Annotated in this window: 18 protein-coding genes, 1 tRNA gene and 8 pseudogenes; 23 read left to right on the forward strand and 4 right to left on the reverse strand. The window is 69.0% G+C overall.

Features of this window, described 5'->3' with window-relative positions:
- Window positions 1–94 precede the first annotated feature (94 nt).
- Window positions 95–433, reverse strand: a complete 339-nt coding sequence (locus F1642_RS02525) for a hypothetical protein (protein WP_194885376.1) — start codon at window positions 431–433, stop codon at window positions 95–97.
- Window positions 434–437: 4 nt separating this feature from the next.
- On the opposite strand from F1642_RS02525, the gene F1642_RS02530 reads away from it, so the two are divergent.
- From F1642_RS02530 to F1642_RS02570, 9 genes are all read left to right on the forward strand, one after another.
- On the forward strand, window positions 438–866 hold the full coding sequence (locus F1642_RS02530) for an AEC family transporter (RefSeq protein ID WP_194885377.1): 429 nt from the start codon (window positions 438–440) through the stop codon (window positions 864–866).
- 113 nt (window positions 867–979) lie between these two features.
- Window positions 980–1,054 (forward strand) — tRNA-Glu (locus tag F1642_RS02535).
- A gap of 234 nt (window positions 1,055–1,288) precedes the next feature.
- Entirely contained in the window at window positions 1,289–1,456 is a 168-nt protein-coding gene (gene rpmG, locus F1642_RS02540) for a 50S ribosomal protein L33 (protein ID WP_042244479.1), read from the forward strand.
- A 107-nt stretch (window positions 1,457–1,563) separates the two neighbouring features.
- On the forward strand, window positions 1,564–2,022 hold the full coding sequence (locus tag F1642_RS02545) for a (2Fe-2S)-binding protein (protein ID WP_148911769.1): 459 nt from the start codon (window positions 1,564–1,566) through the stop codon (window positions 2,020–2,022).
- A 333-nt stretch (window positions 2,023–2,355) separates the two neighbouring features.
- On the forward strand, window positions 2,356–4,248 hold the full coding sequence (locus F1642_RS02550) for a xanthine dehydrogenase family protein molybdopterin-binding subunit (RefSeq protein WP_370582749.1): 1,893 nt from the start codon (window positions 2,356–2,358) through the stop codon (window positions 4,246–4,248).
- Window positions 4,248–4,859: a hypothetical protein gene (locus F1642_RS02555; protein WP_255522046.1), complete on the forward strand. Its 612-nt coding sequence runs from the start codon at window positions 4,248–4,250 to the stop codon at window positions 4,857–4,859. The genes F1642_RS02550 and F1642_RS02555 overlap by 1 nt, the downstream gene beginning before the upstream one ends.
- A 79-nt stretch (window positions 4,860–4,938) precedes the next feature.
- A complete protein-coding gene (locus F1642_RS02560; protein WP_194885379.1) occupies window positions 4,939–5,772 on the forward strand; it encodes an XdhC family protein in 834 nt (277 codons plus the stop codon).
- Entirely contained in the window at window positions 5,769–6,134 is a 366-nt protein-coding gene (locus tag F1642_RS02565; RefSeq protein ID WP_194885380.1) for an NTP transferase domain-containing protein, read from the forward strand. The genes F1642_RS02560 and F1642_RS02565 overlap by 4 nt, the downstream gene beginning before the upstream one ends.
- Window positions 6,109–6,357, forward strand: a complete 249-nt coding sequence (locus F1642_RS02570; protein ID WP_194885381.1) for a hypothetical protein — start codon at window positions 6,109–6,111, stop codon at window positions 6,355–6,357. The genes F1642_RS02565 and F1642_RS02570 overlap by 26 nt, the downstream gene beginning before the upstream one ends.
- Window positions 6,358–6,384: 27 nt before the next feature.
- Here F1642_RS02570 and F1642_RS02575 read toward each other — a convergent pair.
- Window positions 6,385–7,757, reverse strand: a pseudogene (locus F1642_RS02575) (aspartate aminotransferase family protein).
- 93 nt (window positions 7,758–7,850) lie between these two features.
- Window positions 7,851–8,354: an Lrp/AsnC family transcriptional regulator gene (locus tag F1642_RS02580; RefSeq protein WP_045999375.1), complete on the reverse strand. Its 504-nt coding sequence runs from the start codon at window positions 8,352–8,354 to the stop codon at window positions 7,851–7,853.
- A 64-nt stretch (window positions 8,355–8,418) separates the two neighbouring features.
- On the opposite strand from F1642_RS02580, the gene F1642_RS02585 reads away from it, so the two are divergent.
- The 10 genes and pseudogenes from F1642_RS02585 (at window position 8,419) to doeB (ending at window position 15,929) form a co-directional block, all read left to right on the forward strand.
- Window positions 8,419–9,780 (forward strand): PLP-dependent aminotransferase family protein, encoded by a 1,362-nt coding sequence (locus tag F1642_RS02585; protein WP_194885382.1) that lies wholly within the window; start codon window positions 8,419–8,421, stop codon window positions 9,778–9,780.
- Between the two features lie 187 nt (window positions 9,781–9,967).
- Window positions 9,968–10,150, forward strand: coding sequence for a hypothetical protein (locus F1642_RS16250; protein WP_370582750.1), 183 nt, complete (start codon window positions 9,968–9,970; stop codon window positions 10,148–10,150).
- A gap of 46 nt (window positions 10,151–10,196) precedes the next feature.
- Window positions 10,197–10,598, forward strand: a pseudogene (dctP, locus tag F1642_RS16255) (TRAP transporter substrate-binding protein DctP); the annotation flags it as partial.
- Between the two features lie 94 nt (window positions 10,599–10,692).
- The gene (locus F1642_RS16260; protein WP_370582751.1) at window positions 10,693–10,995 is read left to right on the forward strand and encodes a hypothetical protein; all 303 of its coding nucleotides are present in this window, start codon (window positions 10,693–10,695) and stop codon (window positions 10,993–10,995) included.
- A gap of 64 nt (window positions 10,996–11,059) precedes the next feature.
- Window positions 11,060–11,473 (forward strand): TRAP transporter small permease, encoded by a 414-nt coding sequence (locus F1642_RS16265; protein ID WP_370582752.1) that lies wholly within the window; start codon window positions 11,060–11,062, stop codon window positions 11,471–11,473.
- Window positions 11,404–11,724, forward strand: coding sequence for a TRAP transporter small permease (locus F1642_RS16270; protein ID WP_370582753.1), 321 nt, complete (start codon window positions 11,404–11,406; stop codon window positions 11,722–11,724). Before F1642_RS16265 ends, F1642_RS16270 begins: the two co-directional genes overlap by 70 nt.
- Window positions 11,721–13,007, forward strand: coding sequence for a TRAP transporter large permease (locus F1642_RS02600; protein ID WP_194885383.1), 1,287 nt, complete (start codon window positions 11,721–11,723; stop codon window positions 13,005–13,007). The genes F1642_RS16270 and F1642_RS02600 overlap by 4 nt, the downstream gene beginning before the upstream one ends.
- A gap of 10 nt (window positions 13,008–13,017) precedes the next feature.
- Complete coding sequence (locus F1642_RS02605) at window positions 13,018–13,719, forward strand: aspartate/glutamate racemase family protein (protein WP_194885384.1); 702 nt, start codon at window positions 13,018–13,020, stop codon at window positions 13,717–13,719.
- A gap of 27 nt (window positions 13,720–13,746) precedes the next feature.
- Window positions 13,747–14,944: pseudogene (gene doeA, locus F1642_RS02610) on the forward strand (ectoine hydrolase DoeA).
- Window positions 14,941–15,929 (forward strand): annotated as a pseudogene (doeB, locus tag F1642_RS02615) (N(2)-acetyl-L-2,4-diaminobutanoate deacetylase DoeB). Before doeA ends, doeB begins: the two co-directional pseudogenes overlap by 4 nt.
- Here doeB and F1642_RS02620 read toward each other — a convergent pair.
- Window positions 15,926–16,552 carry an alpha/beta hydrolase gene (locus tag F1642_RS02620; RefSeq protein ID WP_194885385.1) on the reverse strand — a complete coding sequence of 209 codons (627 nt, stop codon included), beginning with the start codon at window positions 16,550–16,552 and terminating at the stop codon, window positions 15,926–15,928. The pseudogene doeB and the gene F1642_RS02620 sit on opposite strands and share 4 nt — an antisense overlap.
- A 90-nt stretch (window positions 16,553–16,642) precedes the next feature.
- Here F1642_RS02620 and F1642_RS15220 point away from each other — a divergent pair.
- From F1642_RS15220 to fdhF, 4 pseudogenes are all read left to right on the forward strand, one after another.
- Window positions 16,643–17,522: pseudogene (locus tag F1642_RS15220) on the forward strand (LysR family transcriptional regulator).
- Between the two features lie 90 nt (window positions 17,523–17,612).
- Window positions 17,613–18,087: pseudogene (locus F1642_RS02635) on the forward strand (formate dehydrogenase subunit gamma).
- Window positions 18,084–19,603 (forward strand): annotated as a pseudogene (locus F1642_RS02640) (formate dehydrogenase beta subunit). Before F1642_RS02635 ends, F1642_RS02640 begins: the two co-directional pseudogenes overlap by 4 nt.
- Window positions 19,600–22,528 (forward strand): annotated as a pseudogene (gene fdhF / locus F1642_RS02645) (formate dehydrogenase subunit alpha). The pseudogenes F1642_RS02640 and fdhF overlap by 4 nt, the downstream one beginning before the upstream one ends.
- The last annotated feature ends 1 nt before the right edge of the window (window position 22,529 follow it).

Here is a 22,529-nt window from a genome sequence, read left to right on the forward strand (position 1 = left end):
GGGCGGGCTGATTCCCGCCGCCAGCTGGCCGGGAATAGAGCAGTTGGGATACCGCGTGCTGTTCCCGGCGATCCTGCTGACGTCGATCTATCGGTCAGAGCTGTCCCTGGGGCGGCTTGGCCCCTATCTGGGCGCGATGGCGCTGGCCTTTGCGGTGACCGGGGCGCTGGCGCTGATCTGGGCCGTGCGCCGGGATCAGACCGGGCCGCGCAGCAGCTCGCTGTTCCAGGGCGCGCTGCGGTTCAATTCGCTGCTGATCCTGGCGGTCGCGGCCCAGGGCCTGGGCGGGCAGGCGCTTGGCGACCTGGCCGTGGCCTTTGCGTTCCTGATCCCGGCGTTCAACATTTCGGCCATCGTGGCGCTGACGCTGCTGTCGGACGGGCCGCGCCCCGCGGGGGGCCACGGCCCGCATCGGCGCCGAGATCGGCCGCAACCCGATGGTGCTGTCCTGCGCGGCGGGGCTGGCGCTGAACCTGTCGGGCGTCGCGCTGCCCGCGGTCGTGCTGTCGCCGCTGGACTGGCTGGGGCAGGGGGCGCTGGCCGTGGGCCTTCTGGCGGTGGGGGCGGGGATCGATCCCGCGCGCCTGTGGCAGCGCGACCCGGCGCTGTGGCTGGGGGTGTGGTTGCGGCTGGCGCTGTGCCCGGTGATCTTCCTGGCCGCCGCGCTGGCCATCGGCCTGCCTGCGGGGCAGGTCGCGTCGGGCGTGCTGGCCACGGCCGCACCGGGGGCGCCCGTCGGCTATATCCTGGCGCGCCAGATGGGCGGGGACGCCGATTTCTATGCCGCGATCTTCACCTGGCAGACCGTCCTTGCGGCACTGACCTTGCCCTTGTGGCTTATTTTCGCAGGATTTCTTGGGGCCTGAGGGCCGCGTGCGATTTTTTTCGGGCAGGTCCGTTTTTTTGGCTTGCAGCCTCTCGCGGCTTTGCCTAAACACCGCCTCACGCCGCCAGGGAAGACTGGCAGCGGACAGAAAGTGGCCCGTTCGTCTATCGGTTAGGACGTCAGGTTTTCAACCTGAAAAGAGGGGTTCGACTCCCCTACGGGCTGCCACTTCTTTCTCGACATCGACGGATTGACCAACGCCTCGGCTTCCTGCCAGGGGCGTTTCGCATGGTGCAGGGCGTTTATCGTCGGCGCGCCGTTTTCTGCGACCAAGACCCATGTTTTCGTGCCGATCCGCGGCTTTGGCGGTTGACTCCACCACCTGCGGGGCTAAAAGGCGGCTTCGATAAGAATTCCACGGGGTTTGCGGCGCGCGATTGCCCCGAAGCAGGAGCAACAACCATGGCGAAGCCGACCACCATCAAGATCCGGCTGAACTCGACCGCCGGCACCGGCCACTTCTATGTGACCAAGAAGAATGCCCGCACGATGACCGAAAAGATGTCCGTCCGGAAATACGACCCGGTCGTGCGTCAGCACGTCGAATACAAGGAAGGCAAGATCAAGTAAGATCTTCCCGTCCGACTGCGCAGGGGCCGCCATCCGCAAGGATTGGCGGCCTTTTGCCATGGATGCGCCCGCTTGCGCGACGCGGCGGGCTGCGGCAGATTGCGTCCATGCGACTGATCGTCAACGGAAACACCCATGACCTGGACGCCGACCCGCAGATGCCGCTGCTGTGGGCGCTGCGCGATCTGCTGGGCCTGACCGGCACGAAATACGGCTGCGGCATCGCGCAATGCGGGGCCTGCACGGTGCACATGGACGGCATGGCGGTGCGCGCCTGCCAGATCCGCCTGGCCGACGTGGCCGGAGAGGTCACCACGATCGAGGGGCTGGGCACGCCAGACGACCCGCACCCGGTCCAGGCCGCCTGGATCGAACAGCAGGTCGCCCAATGCGGCTATTGCCAGTCCGGCCAGATCATGCAGGCCGCGTCCCTGCTGGCGCTGAACACCGACCCGTCCGACGCGGACATCGACCGCGCGATGTCGGGCAACCTATGCCGCTGCGCGACCTATCCCCGTATCCGTGCCGCGATCCGGTCGGCGGCGATCCGCATAGGGTCTGCCTGATGCCGCGTGCGGGGCGCATCGCGCGGCGGGGTTTCCTGATCGGATCGGTCGCCGTGGCCGGGGGCGTGGCCTTTGGCACCTGGCGCTATGCGCGCCCGCTGCCGAATCCCTTTGCGGGGACCGATGCAGGCGCGCTGAACCCCTATGTCTTGATCGACACGGATGGCGTCACGCTGGTCGCGCCGCGCGCCGACAAGGGGCAGGGCGCCCGCTGGCTGCAGGCCGCCCTGATCGCCGAGGAATTGGACATCGACCCCGCCACTGCCCGCATCGTGCCGGGCCCGGTCAGCGCCACGTACTATAACCGCGCGCTGATCGCGGATTTCATGCCCTTTGCGCCGACCGATACCGGTTGGCTGGCAGAAACCGCACGGGGGCGCCGCCGACATTCCCGCGCGCCTGCTGGGCTGGCAGATGACCGGCGGGTCCAGTTCGACCACCGACGGCTTCGACAAGCTGCGCCAGGCGGGCGCCGTCGCGCGCGAGACGCTGAAGCAGGCCGCCGCCCTGCGCCACGGGCTGGACCGCGCCGATCTGGACACCGCAAAGGGCGCAGTGATCCTGCCCGATGGCACGCGCATCCCCTATCCCGACCTGGCCCGCGACGCCGCCGCGATGCCCCCCGTGACCCAGGTCGTGCTGCGCGACCGGTCGCAGTGGCGCTGGCTGGGAAAGCCGATGGCACGCGCCGACGTGGTCGCGAAATCGACCGGCACGCAGGTCTATGGGATCGATCTGGTCCTGCCCGACATGCTGCACGCAACGGTGCGGATGGCGCCCTGGGGCGGGACGGTCGCACGGCTGGACCCCGTCGCCGCCGAAGGCCTGCCCGGCGTCCTGCGCGTGCTGCCGATCACCGGGGGTGTCGCGATTCTGGCGCGCGACACCTGGTCCGCGATGCGGGCCGCGCAGGCGCTGGACGTCGAATTTGCGACCCCCGATACGGCGGGCGATCAGCAGGCGATCTGGGCCGCGCTGCAGGCCACCCATGACGCGGGCGACATCGACAGCCGCAAGCGGGACGATGGCGACGTCGATGCGGCTGTCGGACCCGGCGATTTCACCGCCGAATACCGCGTGCCCTTCCTGGCCCATGCGCCGTTGGAGCCGATGAACGCCACCGTGCTGGTGACGGACGATGCCTGCACCATCTGGGCCGGCACGCAGGTCCCCGATTTCGCGGTCGCCCGCGCCGCCGCCCTGACCGGCCTGCCCGAAACCGCGATCCGGCTGGAGAACCAGATGATCGGCGGCAGCTTCGGCCGCCGGCTGGAGATCGACTTCATCGCCCAGGCTGTCCAGATCGCGATGGCCGTCCCCGGTCGTCCGGTCAAGCTGACCTGGTCGCGCGAGGAGGATTTCGCCCATGACCAGCCCCGCCCCGCGCAGATCGCCCGCGTCCGGGGCCGCGTGACCGCCGACGGCGTGCAGGCGCTGGACCTGGCGGTGGCCAGCCCGTCGGTCATCGCCTCCTGGTTCGGGCGCGTGGCCAGCGCGCCGCCCGGTCCCGATCTCAGCATCACCACCGGCGCATGGGACCAGCCCTTTGCGATCCCGCATTTCCGCGTGACGGGCCTGCGCGCGCCCGAATCGGTGCCGGTCAGCAGCTGGCGGTCGGTGGGCGCATCGTCGAACGGCTTCTTCCTGGGCACCGCCCTGGACGAGATGTTCGCGCAGTCCGGCATCGACCCGCTGGAGGGGCTGTTGCGCGTGTGCGACCACGCCCCCTCGCGCGCGGTGCTGGAGGGGGTCCGCGACCTGTCGGGTTGGACCGGCCGCGACGCGGGGCAGGGGCGCGGGCGGGGGGTGGCGTTCTGCCTGTCGTTCGGCGTGCCCTGCGCCCAGGTGGTCGAGGTTCAGGACACACCGCAGGGCATCCGCCTGACCCAGGCCTTTGCCGTGGCCGATGTGGGCATCGTGCTGGACCCGGTGAACGCCGATGCGCAGCTGTCGGGCGGCATGCTGTTCGGGCTGGGCCATGCGATGAACTGCGAACTGACCTATCGCGATCACCGCCCCGATCAGACCAATTTCCATGACTACGAGGGGTTGCGCATGCACCAGGCCCCCGCCGTTCAGGTCCGCCTGCTGGAGAACGGCCCCCTGCGGGGCCTGGGCGAACCCGGCGTTCCGCCCGCCGCCGCGGCCTTGGGCAATGCGATCTTCGCCGCGACGGGCCTGCGCCTGCGCGACCTGCCCTTTGCCCGGGGGGTGCGGTTCGCATGATGCGTCTGCTGACCCTGCTGCTGATGACCGGCCCGGCCTGGGCCGAGGGTGTCATGCCCTCGATCGTCGCTCCGCCTGCGGCGGGATCGGTCAGCACCGCCGACGGTCTGGCGGCATGGGACCGCGTGCGGCAGGTCGTGTCGCATCCGCGCTGCGCCAACTGCCATGTCGGGCCCGATCACCTGCCCATGTGGTCCGGTCCCGAATATACCGAACCCCGCCCTCACGGCATGCATGTCAGCGGCGGCGACAGCCGCATGGGTGTCGAGACGCTGCCCTGTGCCACCTGCCACGTTACCGCGTCGACGCTGGAATCGGATCCGCATCAGGCACCGAACGCGATGATCCCCTGGCAGCTGCCCCCGGTCGAGATGGCGTGGTTCGGCCTGGACGGCCCCGCCCTGTGCCGCCAGCTGCGCGACCCGCAGCGGAACGGCGGGCGCGACTGGGTCGAACTGGCCGAACACCTGCGCGACGATGCCAGCCACGGCGGCTTTGTCGCCTGGGGTTTCGCGCCCGGCGGTGGCCGCGAACCCGCGCCCTTCGGCCTGCGGGCGCATATCGACGACGTGCTGAAATGGGGGGCAGCCGGACAACCCTGTCCGGAATGACCATCCTGGTCGCTTTTTCGGCATCCAAATCGGGCCGACTGCGTTAGGCTGCCAGCACCGATTGCCGAAAGCCTGCGCCATGTCGATTTCCGCCCCCATCACCGCCACCGCCGACTGTCCCGTCAAGGCGCTGCTGCGCCGTCCCGGCGGGTCGCTGGCCATGCTGACCGATGCCAAGGGCGGCTTTCCCCGCCGCCCCGGCGCGATGATGGCGCTGTGGCCCGATGGCGGTCGCGTGGGCCGTCTGGGCGCGGGCTGCATCGATGCGGATATCGCGGCGCATTTGGACATGCCCGGCCCGGTGACGCGCCTGACCTATGGCGTGGGCGGCCCTGTCGATCTGCCGCTGCCCTGCGGCGGCACGGTGCAGATCGCGCTGATCCATAAGCCCGACCCCGACTGGCTGGGCGCCATCTGGGACGACCGCATCCGCCGGCGGACCGGCAGATGGTGCCTGAACCTGCGCACCGGTGCGCCCTGCCGTGCGGGGGATCCCGACCCCGACGACTTTTCCCTGGTCCTGCCGCCGCCTCCCGCGTTTCAGATCCACGGAGAGGGGGACGAGGCGCAGGCCCTGACCACCCTAGTCACGGCGATGGACATGCCCGTGATGGGACAGGACGCGACACCGGATGCCCATACCGCCGTGGTGACGCTGTTTCACGACCACGACCGTGAGCTGCCCGCGCTGGCCCGCGCACTGCGGTCAGAGGCGTTCTACATTGGCGCGCTGGGGTCGCGGCGGGCGCAGGCGGCACGGCTGGCGGCCCTGACCGAACAGGGGTTCGACCTGGCGGCGCTGGACCGGATCACCGGACCCATCGGCGTCGTCAGTCCGGCCCGCGATCCGCGCCTGATCGCGGCCTCGGCCCTGACCCAGATCCTGGCCGCCTACGAGGTGCTGACAGCGTGACCTGCACCGGCCTGCTTCTGGCGGCTGGCGCCTCGCGCCGTTTCGGTCCGTCGGACAAGCTGCTGGCGACGGTTGCGGGGATGCCGCTTGTGGCGCATGCCGCGCAGGCGATGCGGGCCACTCCCTTGGACGACCGCATCGCCGTCATCGCCAATCCCGCACTGGCACCGTTGCTGGATGGTTTTCGCATTGTCCTGATCGCGCAGGGTCAGCAGTCCGACAGCCTGCGCGCGGGCCTGTCCGCTGCCGGCAATCCTGACCGCCTGCTGATCGCGCTGGGCGACATGCCCGACGTCACTGCGGCGCATTTGACGCAGATCGTCAGCCTGGCCGCGGATGGTCCTGCCGTCCTGCAGCCATGACGGCATCGCGCCCCTGCCCCCCGCCTGCTTTCCGCGCGACTGGCTGCCCCGGCTGGCGCAGCTGATCGGGGATCAGGGCGCGGGTCGGCTGCTGCGCGATCTGGCGCCGTCCAGACAGGTTCCCGCGCCGGGCCTTTTGCGCGACATCGACCTGCCTGAACAGATCAGCCCGCCGCCATTGAGGCGGCCGAACGACGCCACAGGGGGGTGCGGGGGGATGTGAAATCCCCCCGCCGTCGCGGGACGCAATTCAGCCCAACACCTCGGCGACCGCCTCGGTCGTGACGGCGACGATCCGGTCGGCCTCCTCGCGCGTCAGGCACAGGGGCGGGGCAAAGCCCAGGATGTCGCCCTGCGGCATCGCCCGCGCTATCACGCCGCGCTTCAGCATCGCCGCCACGACCTTGGCGCCCTTGCCTTCGGACGCGTCGAAAAAGCGCCGGGCATCGCGGTCCGCGACCAGTTCCACCGCGCACAGCATCCCCTCGCCGCGCACCTCTCCGACATGGGGGTGATCGCCCAGGGCCGCTTGCATCCGCTCGTTCAGATAGGCGCCGACGGTGCCCGCATTCCCGACCAGCCCCAGGCTATCGATCAGCTTCAGGTTCGCCACCCCGGCCGCCGCGCCGATGGGATGGGCGGAATAGGTCCAGCCATGCCCCATCACGCCGTTCTCGTCCGTGCCGCGCGCCAGCACGTCCCAGACGCGCTGGCCCACGATGCTGGCCGACAGGGGCGCATAGGCGCTGGTCAGGCCCTTGGCGCTGGTGATCAGGTCGGGGCGCATGCCGTAATGGTCCGACCCGAACATCGTTCCCAACCGGCCAAAGCCCGTCACCACCTCATCCGCGATCAGCAGGATGTCGTGGCGGTCCAGAACCTGCTGGATGGCGGGCCAATATCCCGCGGGCGGCGGCACGATGCCCCCCGTGCCCAGCACCGGCTCTCCGATGAAGGCCGCGATGGGTGTCGGCGCCGTGTTCCGCGATCAGCGCCTCCAGTTGCGACACGCAATGGCCGACGAAGTCCGATTCCGACATGGCCGCATCGGGGCGGCGGAAATAGTACGGCGCCTCGGTATGGATCACCTGGTCCAGCGGCAGGTCGAACTTGGCGTGAAACAGCTGCAATCCTGTCAGCGATCCGGTCATCAGGCCCGACCCGTGATAGCCGCGCCACCGGCTGATGATCTTCTTTTTCTTCGGGCGGCCCAGGATGTTGTTGTAATACCAGACCAGCTTGATGTTCGTCTCGTTCGCATCCGACCCCGACAGGCCGAAATAGACCCGCGCCATGCCCTGGGGCGCGCGGTCCATGACCATCTGCGCCAAGGTGATCGCGGCCTCGGACCCGTGGCCGGCATAGGCGTGGTAATAGGCCAGCTGATGCGCCTGATCGGCGATGGCCTGCGCGATTTCGGGGCGGCCATAGCCCACGTTCACGCAATAGAGGCCCGCAAAGGCGTCCAGCAGGCGGTTGCCGTCGCGGTCGGTGATGTGACAGCCCTCGCCGCCGGTGACGATGCGCTGCGGCGCCTCGCCCCGCGCGAATTGCCCCAGATGGGTCGATGGGTGGAAAAAAGCTCTCGCGGTCCCAACGGGCCAGTTCGTCATTCGTCAGCATCATCGCTCCTGTTCCTGCTGGGGGCAGGATAGGGCGGTGGGGCCCGAAGATTTCTCTGATCCGATGGGTTCTGCCCGAGGAAATCCCTGAACTTCAGCCCTCAAGCCGATGATGTTCCAGCATGGCGCCCAGGGCGGGCTGATCCTTGACCGGCTTGGTCACGATATAGCTGAAATAGCGCCGCACCCCTGCGCCGCTGTCCAGCAGCCCGTCCATGACCCCCTGGAACGCGGCCACGTCGGGGGCGATCACCGACATCAGATAGTCGAACCCCCCGCCGATCGCCCAGCAGCCGGTGACGGCGTCCATGCGCGCGATCACCGCCTCGAACCGCTGAAAGCTTTCGCTGCGGTGCTGGTCCAGCTCGACCGTGACGAAGACCTGCACATGCGGCCCCAGGGCGGCAAGGTCGATCTGGGCGCGGTATCCCCGGATCAGGCCCGCCTGTTCCAGCCGCCGCATCCGGTCCCAGCAGGGGGTGGGCGACAGGTTCACGCGGGCGGCCAGGTCGGTCTTGGTGATGCGCCCCTCGCGCGACAGCACCGCCAGGATGGCGATGTCGCGGTCGTCCAGGCGCAGGCTGCGGGGCGGGATCATGGCGCGCATGTTCCCCCGCGCGGCCCGCTTGTCAATTCGCGCGCGGCGGGCGATCCTGCATCCCATGTCCCACTGGCCCCTGAGACGCACCGACATCACCCGCCCCGCCTATCGCAGCCTGGCCCAGGGCATCGCCGCGGCGATCGACGCGGGCAGCCTGCCGCCCGGCACGCGCCTGCCGCCGCATCGCGACCTGGCCTGGCAGCTGGGCGTCAGCGTCCAGACCGTCAGCCGCGCGTACGAGGAGCTGATCCGCGCCGACCTGATCTCGGGAGAGGTCGGGCGCGGCAGCTTCGTGCGATCCGGCCCGCGCGAGACGATCGAGGTGCCGTGGTTCCGCGCGCCCACCGACCGCCCGCCGATCGACCTGTCGATGATGACCCCCGTGGCGCTGCCCCAGATCCGCACGGCCTGGAGCGAGACGCTGCTGCGCCTGTCGGACCGTCTGCCCGACCCGGCGATGCTGTCCTTCCGCCCGCGCCAGACGATGTCGCTGTATGGCGGCATGGCCGCGGCGTGGCTGGCCCGCTGCGGGATGGTGGTCCCGGCGCAGCGGATCCTGATCACAAACGGGACCACGCCCGCGATGTTCGTGGCGCTGCAATGCGTGGCGTTGCCCGGCGACATCATCGCGACCGAATCCGCCACCTGCCACACGCTGCGGCCCGCGGCCCAGCATCTGCACCTGCGCCTGCAGGGCATCCCCGACGACGAACACGGCATGGACCCCGACGCGCTGATCCGGGCCGCGCGGGCGGCGGGCGGGCGGATGAAGGCGGTGTTCCTGCTGCCCTCGGGCGGGGGGCCGCGGGCGCGGGTGATGGACCGAGACCGGCGCGAGACCCTGGCCCGCGCCGCGACCCAAGCCGGGCTGATGATCCTGGAAAGCGACCCCACGGGGCCGATGCCGCCTCGCCGCCCGCCCGCGCTGTCGGGATTCGCGCCGGAGCGCAGCTTCTATTTCACGGGCCTGTCGAAATGCCTGTCGCCGGGGCTGCGCCTGGGTTTTCTGGCGATGCCCGAAAAAATGGCAGAGGCCGCGCTGAACCGGCACCTGTCGATGGCCTGGATGGCCACGCCCCTGATGGCCGAGATCGCGCATGACTGGATCACCGGCGGCACGGCGGACGCGCTGCTGGCGGCGCAGCGCAGCGAACTGGCCGCAAGGAACCGGCTGGCGGTGCGCGTCCTGGGCCAGCGTGCGCAGGGGTTCCTGCATGGTTTGCACCGCTGGATGCCGCTGGACCCCGGCACCGACGAAGGCGCGGCCCTGGCCACCGCGCTGTCCCACCAGGTCGCGCTGGCGCCCGGCGCGGGCTTTGCGATCCTGCCCCAGGGGCCGGCGCTGCGCGTGTCGCTGGGCGGGGCCACGACGCGCGATCTTGAACAGGCGCTGCGCATCGTCTCGGCAGTCCTTCCGGGCTGAGGGCAGGACAATCGGGCGACCTGTTTGACTCTCGCGGTCAGAATTGTCATGATTTAATACATCAATTGACTTGGATTCCGCTTGTCCCGAACCATCGGGTCCAATCGGAACGGTCCGAAAGGTCCGAATCCTGCCGCAGAAGGGCCCGTGCGATCCGCGCGCAGGGCCCGCCCCAACAGGAGGTATCATGACCATCACCACCCGCCCCGCATTCCGCCTTGCCACCGCCAGCCTGACCGCCCTGATCCTGGGATCGGGGGCCGCCATGGCCGACACCTGGCGCTATGCCTTCGAGGAGGCGCTGGACGAGGTCCAGGGCGTCTATGCCCAGAAGTTCAAGGAGGAGGTCGAGGCCAATTCCGACCCATGAGGTGCAGCTGTTCCCCTTTGGCACGCTGGGCGAATCCGACAACATCATGGAGCAGACCCAGTCGGGCATCCTGCAGTTCGTGAACCAGTCGCCCGGCTTCACCGGATCGCTGATCCCCGAGGCGCAGGTGTTCTTCGTGCCCTATCTGCTGCCCGAGGATGACGACCAGCTGTTCGCCTTCTTCCGCAATTCCGAGGCGATCAACACGATCTTCCCCGAGCTGTACGCCCAGCAGGGGCTGGAGCTGCTGAGCATGTACCCCGAGGGCGAGGTGATGGTCACCTCGAACCGGCCCATCGCGGCGCCCGCCGATTTCGACGACGTCAAGGTACGGGTGATGACCAACCCGCTGTTGGTCAGCAGCTATCAGGCCTTCGGCGCCACGCCGACGCCGCTGCCCTGGGGCGAGGTCTATGGCGGCCTGCAGACCGGCATCGTCGATGCGCAGGAGAACCCGGCCTTCTTCATCGAATCCACCCGCATGTACGAGGTTCAGGACCACATCACCCCGGCTGGGCCACAACAACTTCACCACCGCGCTGATGGCCAACCAGGAGTTCTTCGAGGGCCTGTCCCCCGAGGACCAGCAGGTGGTCCGCGACGCGGCCAAGACGGCGTTCGACCACATCATCGAATATCAGCAGGGCCTGACCGAGGCGTCGCTGGAGAAGATCACCGCCGACCGCCCCGAGGTCACCGTGACCACCCTGACCGAGGAGCAGCGCGCGCCCTTCCGCGACACCGCCGCCCAGGTCGAGGAGACCTTCCTGGAGATCGGCGGTCCCCGCGCACAGGAGGTTCTGGACCAGATGAAGGCGGACCTGTCCGCCGCGGCCCAGGGCTGATCCCGGTGCCCCGTCCCGTCCTGCGGGGCGGGGCGCCTAAGCGAACGATGATGGACAGGTGGCCATGACGCCAGAGACCAAAGGTGACCGGCCCCCAGGCCCGGCCGACGACCCGGACATCCTTGCCGCGGCCGAGGCGACGCAGGCGCAGGACGACATCGACGATGCGCTGTACGAATCCGGTCTGCCCGGCGTCCTGGGCGTGGCCGACCGCGCCATCGCCCGGCTGGAGGCCGTGGCGCTGGCGATCGGCGTGCTGGCGATGGCGTTCAACACCGTCGCCAATGTCGTCGGCCGCTTCGTCTTTGGCCGCTCGCTCTATTTCGCCGAGGAGGTCAACCAGGCGCTGATCGTCCTGGTGACCTTCGCGGGCATGTCCTATGCGCGCGGCACGGGCGCCACATCCGCATGTCGGCCATCACCGACGCGCTGCCGCCTAGGGCACGCAAGGCGATGCTGGTGGCGATATCGGCGCTGACGGCGGTGCTGCTGCTGGTGCTGGCGTGGTTCGCGCTGTCCTATGTCATGAGCCAGGCGGGCCGGGGCAGGGTTCTGCCCGCGCTGCGCATCCCGCAATGGTGGATCATCGTCTGGGTTCCCGCCGGCTTCTTCCTGACCGGCCTGCAATACGCGCTGACCGCGCTGAAGAACCTCAGGGACCCCGACATCTGGCTGTCGACCGCCGTGCGCGACGGGTACGACCTGCCGCAGAAGGACGCCGACGCATGACCACCGCCATCCTGGGCACGATGATCGTGCTGCTGCTGCTGGGCTTTCCGATGATGGTCCCGCTGATCGTCGCTTCGGTCGTGGGCTTTGTCGCGATCTTCGGCGGCATCGGCCACTTGGAGACGCTGGTCCAGCAGGTCATCGCGGGCATCCAGCCCGCCAGCCTGATCGCGGTGCCGATGTTCATCTTCGCGGCCGAAATCATGACCCGCGGCCAGTCGGCGGGCCGCCTGATCGACGTGGTCATGGCCTTTCTGGGCCACGTCAAGGGCGGGCTGGCCATCTCGACCGCGGGGGCCTGCACCATGTTCGGCGCGGTGTCGGGGTCGACGCAGGCCACGGTCGTTGCGGTGGGCGGCCCGATGCGGCCGCGCCTGCTGAAGGCGGGCTACAGCGATTCCTTTACGCTGGCGCTGATCGTGAACGCATCCGACATCGCCTTCCTGATCCCGCCGTCGATCGGCATGATCATCTATGGCGTCGTGTCGGGCACGTCGATTGCGGAACTGTTCCTGGCGGGGATCGGGCCGGGGTTGCTGATCCTGGTGATGTTCTCGATCTACTCCTATGTCTATGCGGTGCGCCACGACGTGCCGACGGAACCGCGCATGCCCTGGCCCGACCGGCTGCGCGCCGTGCGCCGGGCCATCTGGCCGATGGGCTTTCCGGTGCTGATCATCGGCGGCATCTATGGCGGGGTCTTCTCTCCGACCGAGGCCGCGGCCGCCTGCGTTCTCTATGCCCTGGTGCTGGAGATGCTGGTCTTTCGACAGGTGTCGCTCCGCCAGCTGTTCGCGACCGCCAAATCGACCGGGCTGATCACCGCGGTGGTGTTCATCCTGGTCGGCGCCGGTGCGGCCTTCAGCTATGTCATCAGCTTCGCCCAGATCCCGCAGGAGATCCTGGCCGGCATCGGCATCGACGGCATGGGCCCCTATGGCGTGCTGTTCACCATCTCCATCGCGTTCTTCATCGGCTGCATGTTCGTGGACCCGATCGTGGTGATCCTGGTGCTGGTGCCGATCTTTGCGCCGGTGGTGCAGGCGACGGGGCTGGACCCGGTGCTGGTCGGCACGATCATCACCCTGCAGGTCGCCATCGGCAGCGCCACGCCGCCCTTCGGCTGCGACATCTTCACGGCCATCGCGGTGTTCCGCCGGCCCTATTGGGAGGTCATCCGCGGCACGCCGCCCTTCGTGATCATGCTGCTGACGGTATCGGTCCTGCTGATCTTTTTCCCGCAGATCGCGTTGTTCCTGCGCGACCTGTCCATCGACGGGTAAGGGGAGCCGCATGCAGGACAATCTGAACCGGTTCGGGCTGGTGGCCCTGGCCACCGACCTGACGATCGAGGGTGACGCGGCCAGCCTGATGCCGCCCGGAACCCGGCTGCACGTCACGCGCATCGCCTTTGACAACCCCACGACCGAGGACAACCTGCGCGCCACCGGCCCGCGCCTGCGCGCCGCGGTGGATCTGCTGGTGCCGGGCGTGGCGCTGTCGGGCATCGGCTTCGGCTGCACCTCCGCCGCGGCGGTGCTGGGCGACACGATGGATGCGCTGGCCGGGGGGCGCGCGCCGGTGACCACGCCCGCGGGCGCGGCGCTGCGGGCGTTCGCGGCGCTGGGCGTGGCGCGGGTCGCGCTGATGACGCCCTATCTGGCGGCGACGACCGACCTGGTCGGCGATCATTTCGCGTCCAATGGCATCGATGTCGTCCGCCGGTCGTCGATGGGTCATGCCGACGACCGCGACATGGCCATGCTGAACCCGACCGAGATCACCGAAATGGCGCTGGCCAGCGACCACCCTGACGCGCAGGCGCTGTTCATGTCCTGCACCGCGCTGCCCGCGCTGGATCTGATCGACACGCTGGAGGGGCTGCTGGGCAAACCGGTCGTCACCTCGAACCAGGCGCTGTTCTGGGCGATGCTGGACCGCGCGCGCATCCCGGGCCGCGGGCCGGGCGCGCTGTTCCGCACCCGCAGCTGGTAATTCACCCCCCGACGCAAGGTCCGTCCCATGCCTGAACTGCAACGCACGCCCGAACGTTTCGCGACCGAGGAATACGAGGCCCGGCTGGCCGGCACCCGCGCCCGCATGGCGCGCCAGGGCCTGGACGCGCTGATCGTCAGCGACCCGTCCAACATGGCCTGGCTGACCGGCTATGACGGCTGGTCGTTCTATGTGCATCAATGCGTGATCGTCGGGCCGTCGGGCCCGCCCGTCTGGTTCGGGCGCGGGCAGGACGCACAGGGTGCGCTGCGCACCGTCTGGATGCCCGAGGACGCGATCATCGGCTATCCCGACCATTACGTCCAATCGACCGAGCGTCACCCGATGGAATACCTGGCCCGCCCGTCTGACCGATCTGGGCTGGAACCGGGGCACCATCGGGGTCGAAATGGACAACTACTGGTATTCGGCCAAGGCCCATGCCTGCCTGGCGGCGGGCCTGCCCGGTGCGCGGCTGACGGATGCCGCCTCGCTGGTCAACTGGCAGCGCGCCGTCAAGACGGAGAAGGAACTGGAATACATGCGCAAGGCCGCGCGCATCGTCGAGCGCATGCACCGCCGCATCGCCGACAAGGTCGAGGTCGGCATGCGCAAATGCGACCTGGTGGCCGAGATCTATGATGCGGGCCTGCGCTATGACGAATGGTCCGGCCATGGCGGCGACTATCCGGCCATCGTGCCGCTGCTGCCGTCGGGGCCGGATGCGGGGGCGCCGCACCTGACCTGGGACGACCAGCCGATGAAGCCCGAGGAGGGCACGTTCTTCGAGATCGCCGGCTGTTATCAGCGATACCACGTGCCGCTGTCGCGCACGATCTTTCTGGGCAAGCCCCCCGATGCCATGCTGGAGGCCGAGAAGGCCGTCCTGGAGGGCATGGACGAGGGGCTGGAGGCCGCCCGCGCCGGCAACACCTGCGAGGATGTCGCCAACGCCTTCTTCCGGGTGCTGGACCGCCACGGCATCGTCAAGGACAACCGCACCGGATACCCGATCGGCCTGTCCTATCCGCCCGACTGGGGCGAACGCACCATGTCGCTGCGCCGGGGCGACAAGACCGTGCTAAAGCCGGGCATGACGTTTCATTTCATGACCGGGCTGTGGATGGACGACTGGGGGTACGAGACGACGGAATCGATCATCATCACCGATGGTGCGCCCGACCTGTTCTGCACCCTGCCGCGCCGGATGCTGGTGAAGGGATGACCGCGATCACGCCCACCATACCGCTTGACGCGCCGGGCAAGCATCACGGCTTTCTGCGTCTGCCCTACAGCCGCAACGACAGCGCCTGGGGCAGCGTGATGATCCCGCTGACGGTGATCCGCGGCGGCGACGGGCCCACCGCCCTGCTGACCGGGGGCAATCACGGCGACGAATACGAAGGCCCCCTGGCGCTGCAGCAGCTGGCATGGGAGCTGGAGCCCGCGCAGGTGATGGGCCGCGTGATCATCCTGCCCGCGATGAACGCGCCCGCGGTCGCGGCGGGCACGCGGGTCAGCCCCATCGACGGGGTGAACATGAACCGCGCCTTTCCGGGGCGCCCCGATGGTTCGGTCACACAGAAGATCGCGGATTACCTGACGACGGTCCTGGTGCCCGCCGCCGACCTGGTGCTGGATTACCATTCGGGGGGCAAGACGCTGGACTTCCTGCCCTATGCCGCGGCGCATTACCTGGACGACGCGAATCAGCAGGCGGCCTGCGTGGCCGCGATGCGGGCCTTTGGCGCGCCCTGGTCGATGATGATGCGGGAAATCGACGCGGTGGGCATGTTCGACACGACCGTGGAACAGCAGGGCAAGGTCTTCGTCACCACGGAACTGGGCGGCGGCGGCACGGCCACTGCGGCGACCGTCTCCATCGCGCTGCGCGGGGCGCGAAACGTGCTGCGCCATGCGGGCATCCTGTCCGGCCCGGTCGAGGAGTGGACGACAGCCGCATGCTGGACATGCCCGACGATGCCTGCTTCCACTTTGCGCCTCAGGGCGGGCTGCTGCATCCCCTGGTCGATCTGGGTCAGGAGGTTGCCGAGGGGCAGCCGCTGGCCTGCATCTGGCCCGTGGACCGCACCGGCATCGCGCCCGTGACGGTCTGCGCGAACCGCCCCGGCCTGCTGGCTGCGCGGCACTTTCCGGGGCTGGTGCAGACCGGCGACTGCCTGGCCGTGGTGGCCGTCCCCGCGCCCTAGCGCGCGATCGCGTCGATCAGGTCGGCCAGCCCCTGCGGGTCGGACTGGAAGGGCGAATGCCCCCAGGGCCGGTGGTGCAGGTGATCGACCGGCGCGCGGTCCAGCATCGCGCGCTGCGCGGCAGGCAGGATGGCGCGGTCCCGGTCGCACAGGACATAGTGGCGGGTGGTCTGCTTGCGCGGTCCGGGCAGCGGGTCGCGCAGCGGGCCGACCGGCTGGGGCCTCAGGCGGGACAGATCGGCGTCGGCGCAATCGTCATACAGCATCGCCCGCGCGGCGTCCGGCGGCAGGATCAGCCGCCCCTGGTCGTCGCGCGGCCAGTTCCGTGGCGGCGCGGGGATCAGCCGGTCCAGCGACGCCACGCTGTCGCCCGGCAGCGGTAGATAGGAACACAGGTGGATCAGCACCCGCGGTGCCGGGTCCATCGCCTCGGCCAGCATGCCGCCCAGGGAATGACCCACCACCACCGGCGCCCAGGGCAGGGCCGCGGCGCAGGCGGCCAGGGTGTCGCCCGCCACATCGGGACAGGCCACGCGCCAGCCTTGCGCCCGCAGCAGGGCCGCGGTCCGGTCCCAGCACCAGCCGCCGTGCCATGCCCCGTGGATCAGCAGGATATCGGTCATGCGCCGACCCCTGACCCGCGACGGCCCGCGCGGCAAGTCTTGACCGCGCCTGCCCGGACGCGCCTGATGGCGGCCAAAGGGGGACCACGCATGATCGACAAGCTGGAGATGTTCCTGGCCGTGGCCAAGGAGGGCCATTTTGGCCGCGCCGCCGCGACCATCGGCGTGACCCAGCCCACGCTGTCCGCCGGGATCAAGCAGCTGGAGGAGAGCCTGGGCGTCCTGCTGATCTTTCGCGGATCGCGCTATGGCGGGCTGACGCCCGAGGGGCAGCAGGCCCTGGTCTGGGCGCGGCGCATCGTGGGCGACACCCGCCAGCTGCGCGACGAGATGCGGGCCGTCCGCCACGGCCTGTCGGGCCGGCTGCGCATCGCGGTCATCCCCACCGCGCTGACCTGGGCCGCGCGGATCAGCGCCCGGTTCGGGGCGGCGCATCCGAACGTGGGCTTCACCATCCTGTCGCGCCACCTCGGCCGAAATCCTGCAGATGATCGACGACCTGGAGGTGGATGCCGGCATCTCGTATCTGGACAACGAACCGCTGGGCCGGGTCAGCAGTGTACCGCTGTACGACGAACGCTATCTGCTGGTCGCACATCAGGATCATCCGCTGGCGGCGCAGGCGCAGGTCGCGTGGTCTGATCTGGACGGTCAGCGGCTGTGCCTTCTGTCCCAGGACATGCAGAACCGCCGCATCATCAACCGCACCTTGACTGCCGCAGGCGTGGTGCCGCAGGCCACGGTGGAATCGAATTCGACCGTGGTGCTGGTGTCGCATGTGATGGCCGGTGGCTGGCTGACCATCCTGCCCGAGGATATCGCCGGTTTCCTGGCGCAGGGCAAACCCTTGCGCCTCATCGCGCTGGAGGGGTCGGCACCGGGCCACGCCGTGGGTCTGATCGCCCCCTGGCGGGAGCCGCACACCCCGGTTCTGGAGGCGCTGCTGAGCGAGGCCCGGCGCATGGTTTGATAGAAATTCTCTATCGTTCAACGGAACTGCGATATTGATTTCAGATGATCCCCGCTGTCTTCTGGGGAACGGATATCTGAAAGGCCAGCCATGCTGAACGACGCGCCAGCCCCGACCGCGGACGAGATCCGCGATGTCGTCACCCCCCTGACCGCGCTGGAGGGGCCGCTGCTGCCGATGCTGCATGCGATCCAGGCGGAATGGGGGCACGTGCCGCAGGCCGCCGTGCCGGTGCTGGCCGACGTGCTTAACCTGGGCCGGGCCGAGGTGCATGGCGTCATCAGCTTCTATCACGATTTCCGCGACCATCCCGCCGGACGTCACATCCTGAAGATCTGCCGCGCCGAGGCCTGCCAGTCGATGGGCGGCGCCGCGATGGCCGCTGGCGTTCTGGACCGGCTGGGCGTGGGACTGGCACGGGACCACCGCCGATGGGGCCGTGACGGTTGAGCCGGTCTATTGCCTGGGCCTGTGCGCCTGCGGTCCTGCCGCGATGCTGGACGGGCAGCTGATGGGGCGGGTCGACGGCGACCGGCTGGTCACCGCGCTGGAGGCCGCACGATGAGGATCTTTGTTCCCCTGGACAGTGCCGCCAAGGCGCTGGGTGCCGATGCCGTGGCCGATGCCCTGACGCAGCAGATCGCCGCGCGGGGTCTGGATGCCCAGGTCGTGCGCAACGGGTCGCGCGGCATGGTCTGGCTGGAGCCCCTGGTCGAGATCGAGGCCGACGGCCGGCGTCTGGCCTATGGCCCGGTGACGCCCGCCGATGTGGGCGCGCTGCTGGATGGCACGTTGCCCTGCCTTGGCCGGGTCGAGGACATTCCCTTCTTCGCGCGCCAGACGCGGCTGACATTCGCGCGCTGCGGGCTGATCGACCCGCTGGACCTGGACGAATACGAACGCCATGGCGGTCTGGCGGGGCTGCGCCGCGCGATCGGCATGGACGGCGCGGCCATCGTGGCCGAGGTCACGGCCAGCGGGCTGCGCGGGCGCGGCGGCGCGGGCTTTCCGACCGGCATCAAGTGGAAGACCGTGGCCGATGCGGTCGCCGATCAGAAATACATCGTCTGCAATGCCGACGAGGGCGACAGCGGCACCTTCGCCGACCGGATGATCATGGAGGGCGATCCCTTCACCCTGATCGAGGGGATGGCGATCGCCGCCCTGGGAGTCGGGGCGACGCGCGGCTATGTCTACATGCGGTCGGAATACCCCGTGGCGATCGACGTGCTGGAACGCGCGGTCGTCATCGCCCGCCAGCGCGGCATGCTGGGTGCGGATGTGCTGGGCTCGCGGCGGGCCTTCGACATGCAGGTGCGGGTCGGCGCCGGCGCCTATGTCTGCGGAGAGGAGACCAGCCTGCTGAACAGCCTGGAGGGCAAGCGCGGCACGGTGCGCGCCAAGCCCCCGCTGCCCGCGCTGGAGGGGTTCCTGGGCAAGCCCACGGTCGTCAACAACGTCATCAGCCTGGCCACCGTCCCGGTGATCTTCGAACGGGGCGCGCAGGCCTATGCCGATTTCGGGCTGGGGCGGTCGCGGGGCACCGTGACCCTGCAGATCGCCGGCAATGTCGCGCGCGGCGGCCTGTTCGAGACCGCCTTTCGGGATGTCGCTGGGCGAGGTCGTCAACGACATCGGCGGCGGCACCGCGACCGGGCGTCCGGTCAAGGCCGTGCAGGTCGGCGGGCCGCTGGGCGCCTATATGCCCGTCAGCAAGTTCGACACGCCGATGGGATACGAGGATTTCGACGCGGCGGGCGGGTTGATCGGCCATGCCGGCCTGGTCGTGTTCGACGACAGCGCCGACATGCTGCAGATGGCGCGTTTTCGCGATGGAGTTCTGCGCCGTCGAATCCTGCGGCAAGTGCACGCCCTGCCGGATCGGCGCCGTGCGCGGGGTCGAGACGATCGACCGCATCGCCGCGGGCGATCCGGGTGCCGCCGCCCTGCTGACCGATCTGTGCGAGACGATGAAGGACGGGTCGCTATGCGCCCTGGGCGGCTTCACGCCCTATCCGGTCATGTCCGCGCTGACGCAATTTCCCGACGATTTCGCCACCCATAAGGAGGCCGCGGAATGAAAGACTTCATCATCCCGGAATTCGCGCCCGGCGACGACCGCGACATGGGCACCCTGCGCGCAGCGGCGCCCCGGTCGCCCTGACCATCGACGGCATCGCGGTGATCGTGCCCGAGGGAACGTCGGTGATGCGCGCTGCCATGATGGCCGACGTGCAGATCCCCAAGCTGTGCGCCAGCGACAACATGGAGGCCTTCGGGTCGTGTCGCCTGTGCGTGGTCGAGATCGAGGGGCGGCGCGGCACGCCCGCATCCTGCACGACCCCCGTGGCCGAGGGGATGGTGGTCCACACGCAGTCGGCCAAGATCCGCAAGCTGCGCAAGGGCGTGATAGAGCTGTATATCAGCGACCACCCGCTGGATTGCCTGACCTGTTCGGCCAATGGCGATTGCGAGTTGCAGGACACGGCCGGGCAGGTGGGCCTGCGCGACGTCCGCTATGCGCCGGGCGACAACCATTTCGATCCGTCGGGAACGGGCGCGCGGTCGCAGGCCGAGGCCCGGCTGCGCGGGGGGCATGACAACCCGCAGTTCATTCCCAAGGACAACTCCAACCCCTATTTCACCTATGATCCCAGCAAGTGCATCGTCTGTTCGCGCTGCGTGCGGGCCTGCGACGAGGTGCAGGGGACGTTCGCCCTGACCATCGAGGGCCGGGGCTTTGACAGCCGCGTCAGCGCCGGGACCAGCGCCGACGATTTCTTCTCCAGCGATTGCGTCAGCTGCGGTGCCTGCGTGCAGGCCTGCCCGACCGCGACCCTGCAGGAGAAGTCGGTGGCCGAACTGGGCACGCCCACGCGGTCGGTCATCACCACCTGCGCCTATTGCGGCGTCGGCTGCAGCTTCAAGGCCGAGATGAACGGCGACCAGCTGGTGCGCATGGTGCCCTACAAGCACGGCAAGGCGAACCGCGGGCACAGCTGCGTCAAGGGGCGGTTCGCCTATGGCTATGCCGCCCACCAGGACCGCATCCTGAAACCGATGATCCGCGAGCGGATCGAGGACCCGTGGCGCGAGGTCGCCTGGGACGAGGCGCTGGCCTTTGCCGCCGACCGGATGCGCGGCATCCAGGAACGGCATGGGCGGCGGTCGGTGGGGGTCATCACCTCCAGCCGCTGCACGAACGAGGAAACCTATCTGGTCCAGAAGCTGACCCGTGCGGTGTTCCTGAACAACAACACCGACACCTGCGCGCGCGTGTGCCATTCGCCCACGGGATACGGGTTGGGCAAGACCTTCGGCACCTCGGCCGGGACGCAGGATTTCGACAGCGTGGAACAGACCGACGTGGTGCTGATCATCGGGGCCAACCCGACGGACGGCCATCCGGTCTTTGCCAGCCGCCTGAAGAAGCGCCTGCGCCAGGGGGCCAAGCTGATCGTCGTCGATCCGCGCCGCACCGACATCGTGCGGTCCGCGCATGTCGAGGCATCCCATCACCTGCCGCTGCGCCCCGGCACCAACGTCGCCGTCATCAGCGCCATGGCGCATGTGATCGTGACCGAGGGGCTGATGGACGAGGCCTATATCCGCGACCGCTGTGATTGGGACGAGTTCCAACATTATGCCGAGTTCATCGCCGATCCCCGCCACGCCCCCGAGGCGACCGAGACGCTGACCGGCGTGCCCGCCGCAGAGCTGCGCGCCGCCGCGCGGCTGTTCGCGACGGGTGGCAACGGCGCGATCTATTACGGGCTGGGCGTAACCGAGCACAGCCAGGGGTCGACGACCGTCATGGCGATCGCGAACCTTGCGATGCTGACCGGCAATATCGGGCGGCCCGGCGTGGGCGTGAACCCGCTGCGCGGTCAGAACAACGTGCAGGGCGCCTGCGACATGGGGTCGTTCCCGCACGAGCTGCCGGGATACCGCCACGTCAAGATGCCCGACGTGCGCGCGATCTTCGAGAACGCCTGGGGGGTCCAGATCGACCCCGAGCCGGGCCTGCGCATCCCGAACATGCTGGATGCCGCGGTCGAGGGGACCTTCAAGGGCCTGTACTGCCAGGGAGAGGACATCCTGCAATCCGATCCCGACACGCATCATGTGGCGGCGGGCCTTGCCGCGATGGAATGCGTGATCGTCCACGACCTTGTTCCTGAACGAGACGGCGAACTATGCCCATGTCTTCCTGCCCGGGTCGTCGTTCCTGGAGAAGGACGGGACCTTCACCAATGCCGAACGCCGCATCAACCGCGTGCGCAAGGTCATGGCGCCCCGCAACGGCTATGAGGACTGGGAGATCACCCAGATGCTGGCCAACGCGATGGGGGCGGGGTGGCATTACACCCACCCGTCCCAGATCATGGACGAGATCGCCGCGACCACGCCCAGCTTTGCCGGCGTCAGCTATGAGCGGCTGGAGGAGCTGGGGCTCGGTGCAATGGCCCTGCAACGAGGCCGCGCCCACGGGCACGCCGCTGATGCATGTCGACGGGTTCCAGTCGGGGCGCGGGCATTTCGTGATCACCGAATACATCCCGACCGACGAACGCACCGGACCGCGGTTCCCGCTGCTGCTGACCACCGGGCGCATCCTGTCGCAATACAATGTGGGCGCGCAGACCCGGCGGACCGAGAACACCGCCTGGCACGGCCAGGACGTGCTGGAGATCCATCCGCATGACGCCGAAACCCGCGGCATCCGCGACGGCGACTGGGTCCGGCTGGCCAGCCGGGCGGGGGAAACCACGCTGATGGTGACGCTGACCGAACGGGTGTCGCCGGGGGTGGTCTATACGACCTTCCACCATCCGGCGACGCAGGCTAACGTGGTGACGACCGATTTTTCGGACTGGGCGACGAATTGCCCGGAATACAAGGTCACCGCGGTGCAGGTCAGCCCCTCGAACGGTCCGTCGGACTGGCAGGAACGCTATACTGCACAGGCCGAAAGGTCGCGGCGGATCCTGTCAGCCGCGGAGTGAC

The organism is Paracoccus sp. NBH48 (assembly GCF_015390265.1).
In the GTDB taxonomy this organism is placed as follows: Bacteria; Pseudomonadota; Alphaproteobacteria; order Rhodobacterales; family Rhodobacteraceae; genus Paracoccus; species Paracoccus marcusii.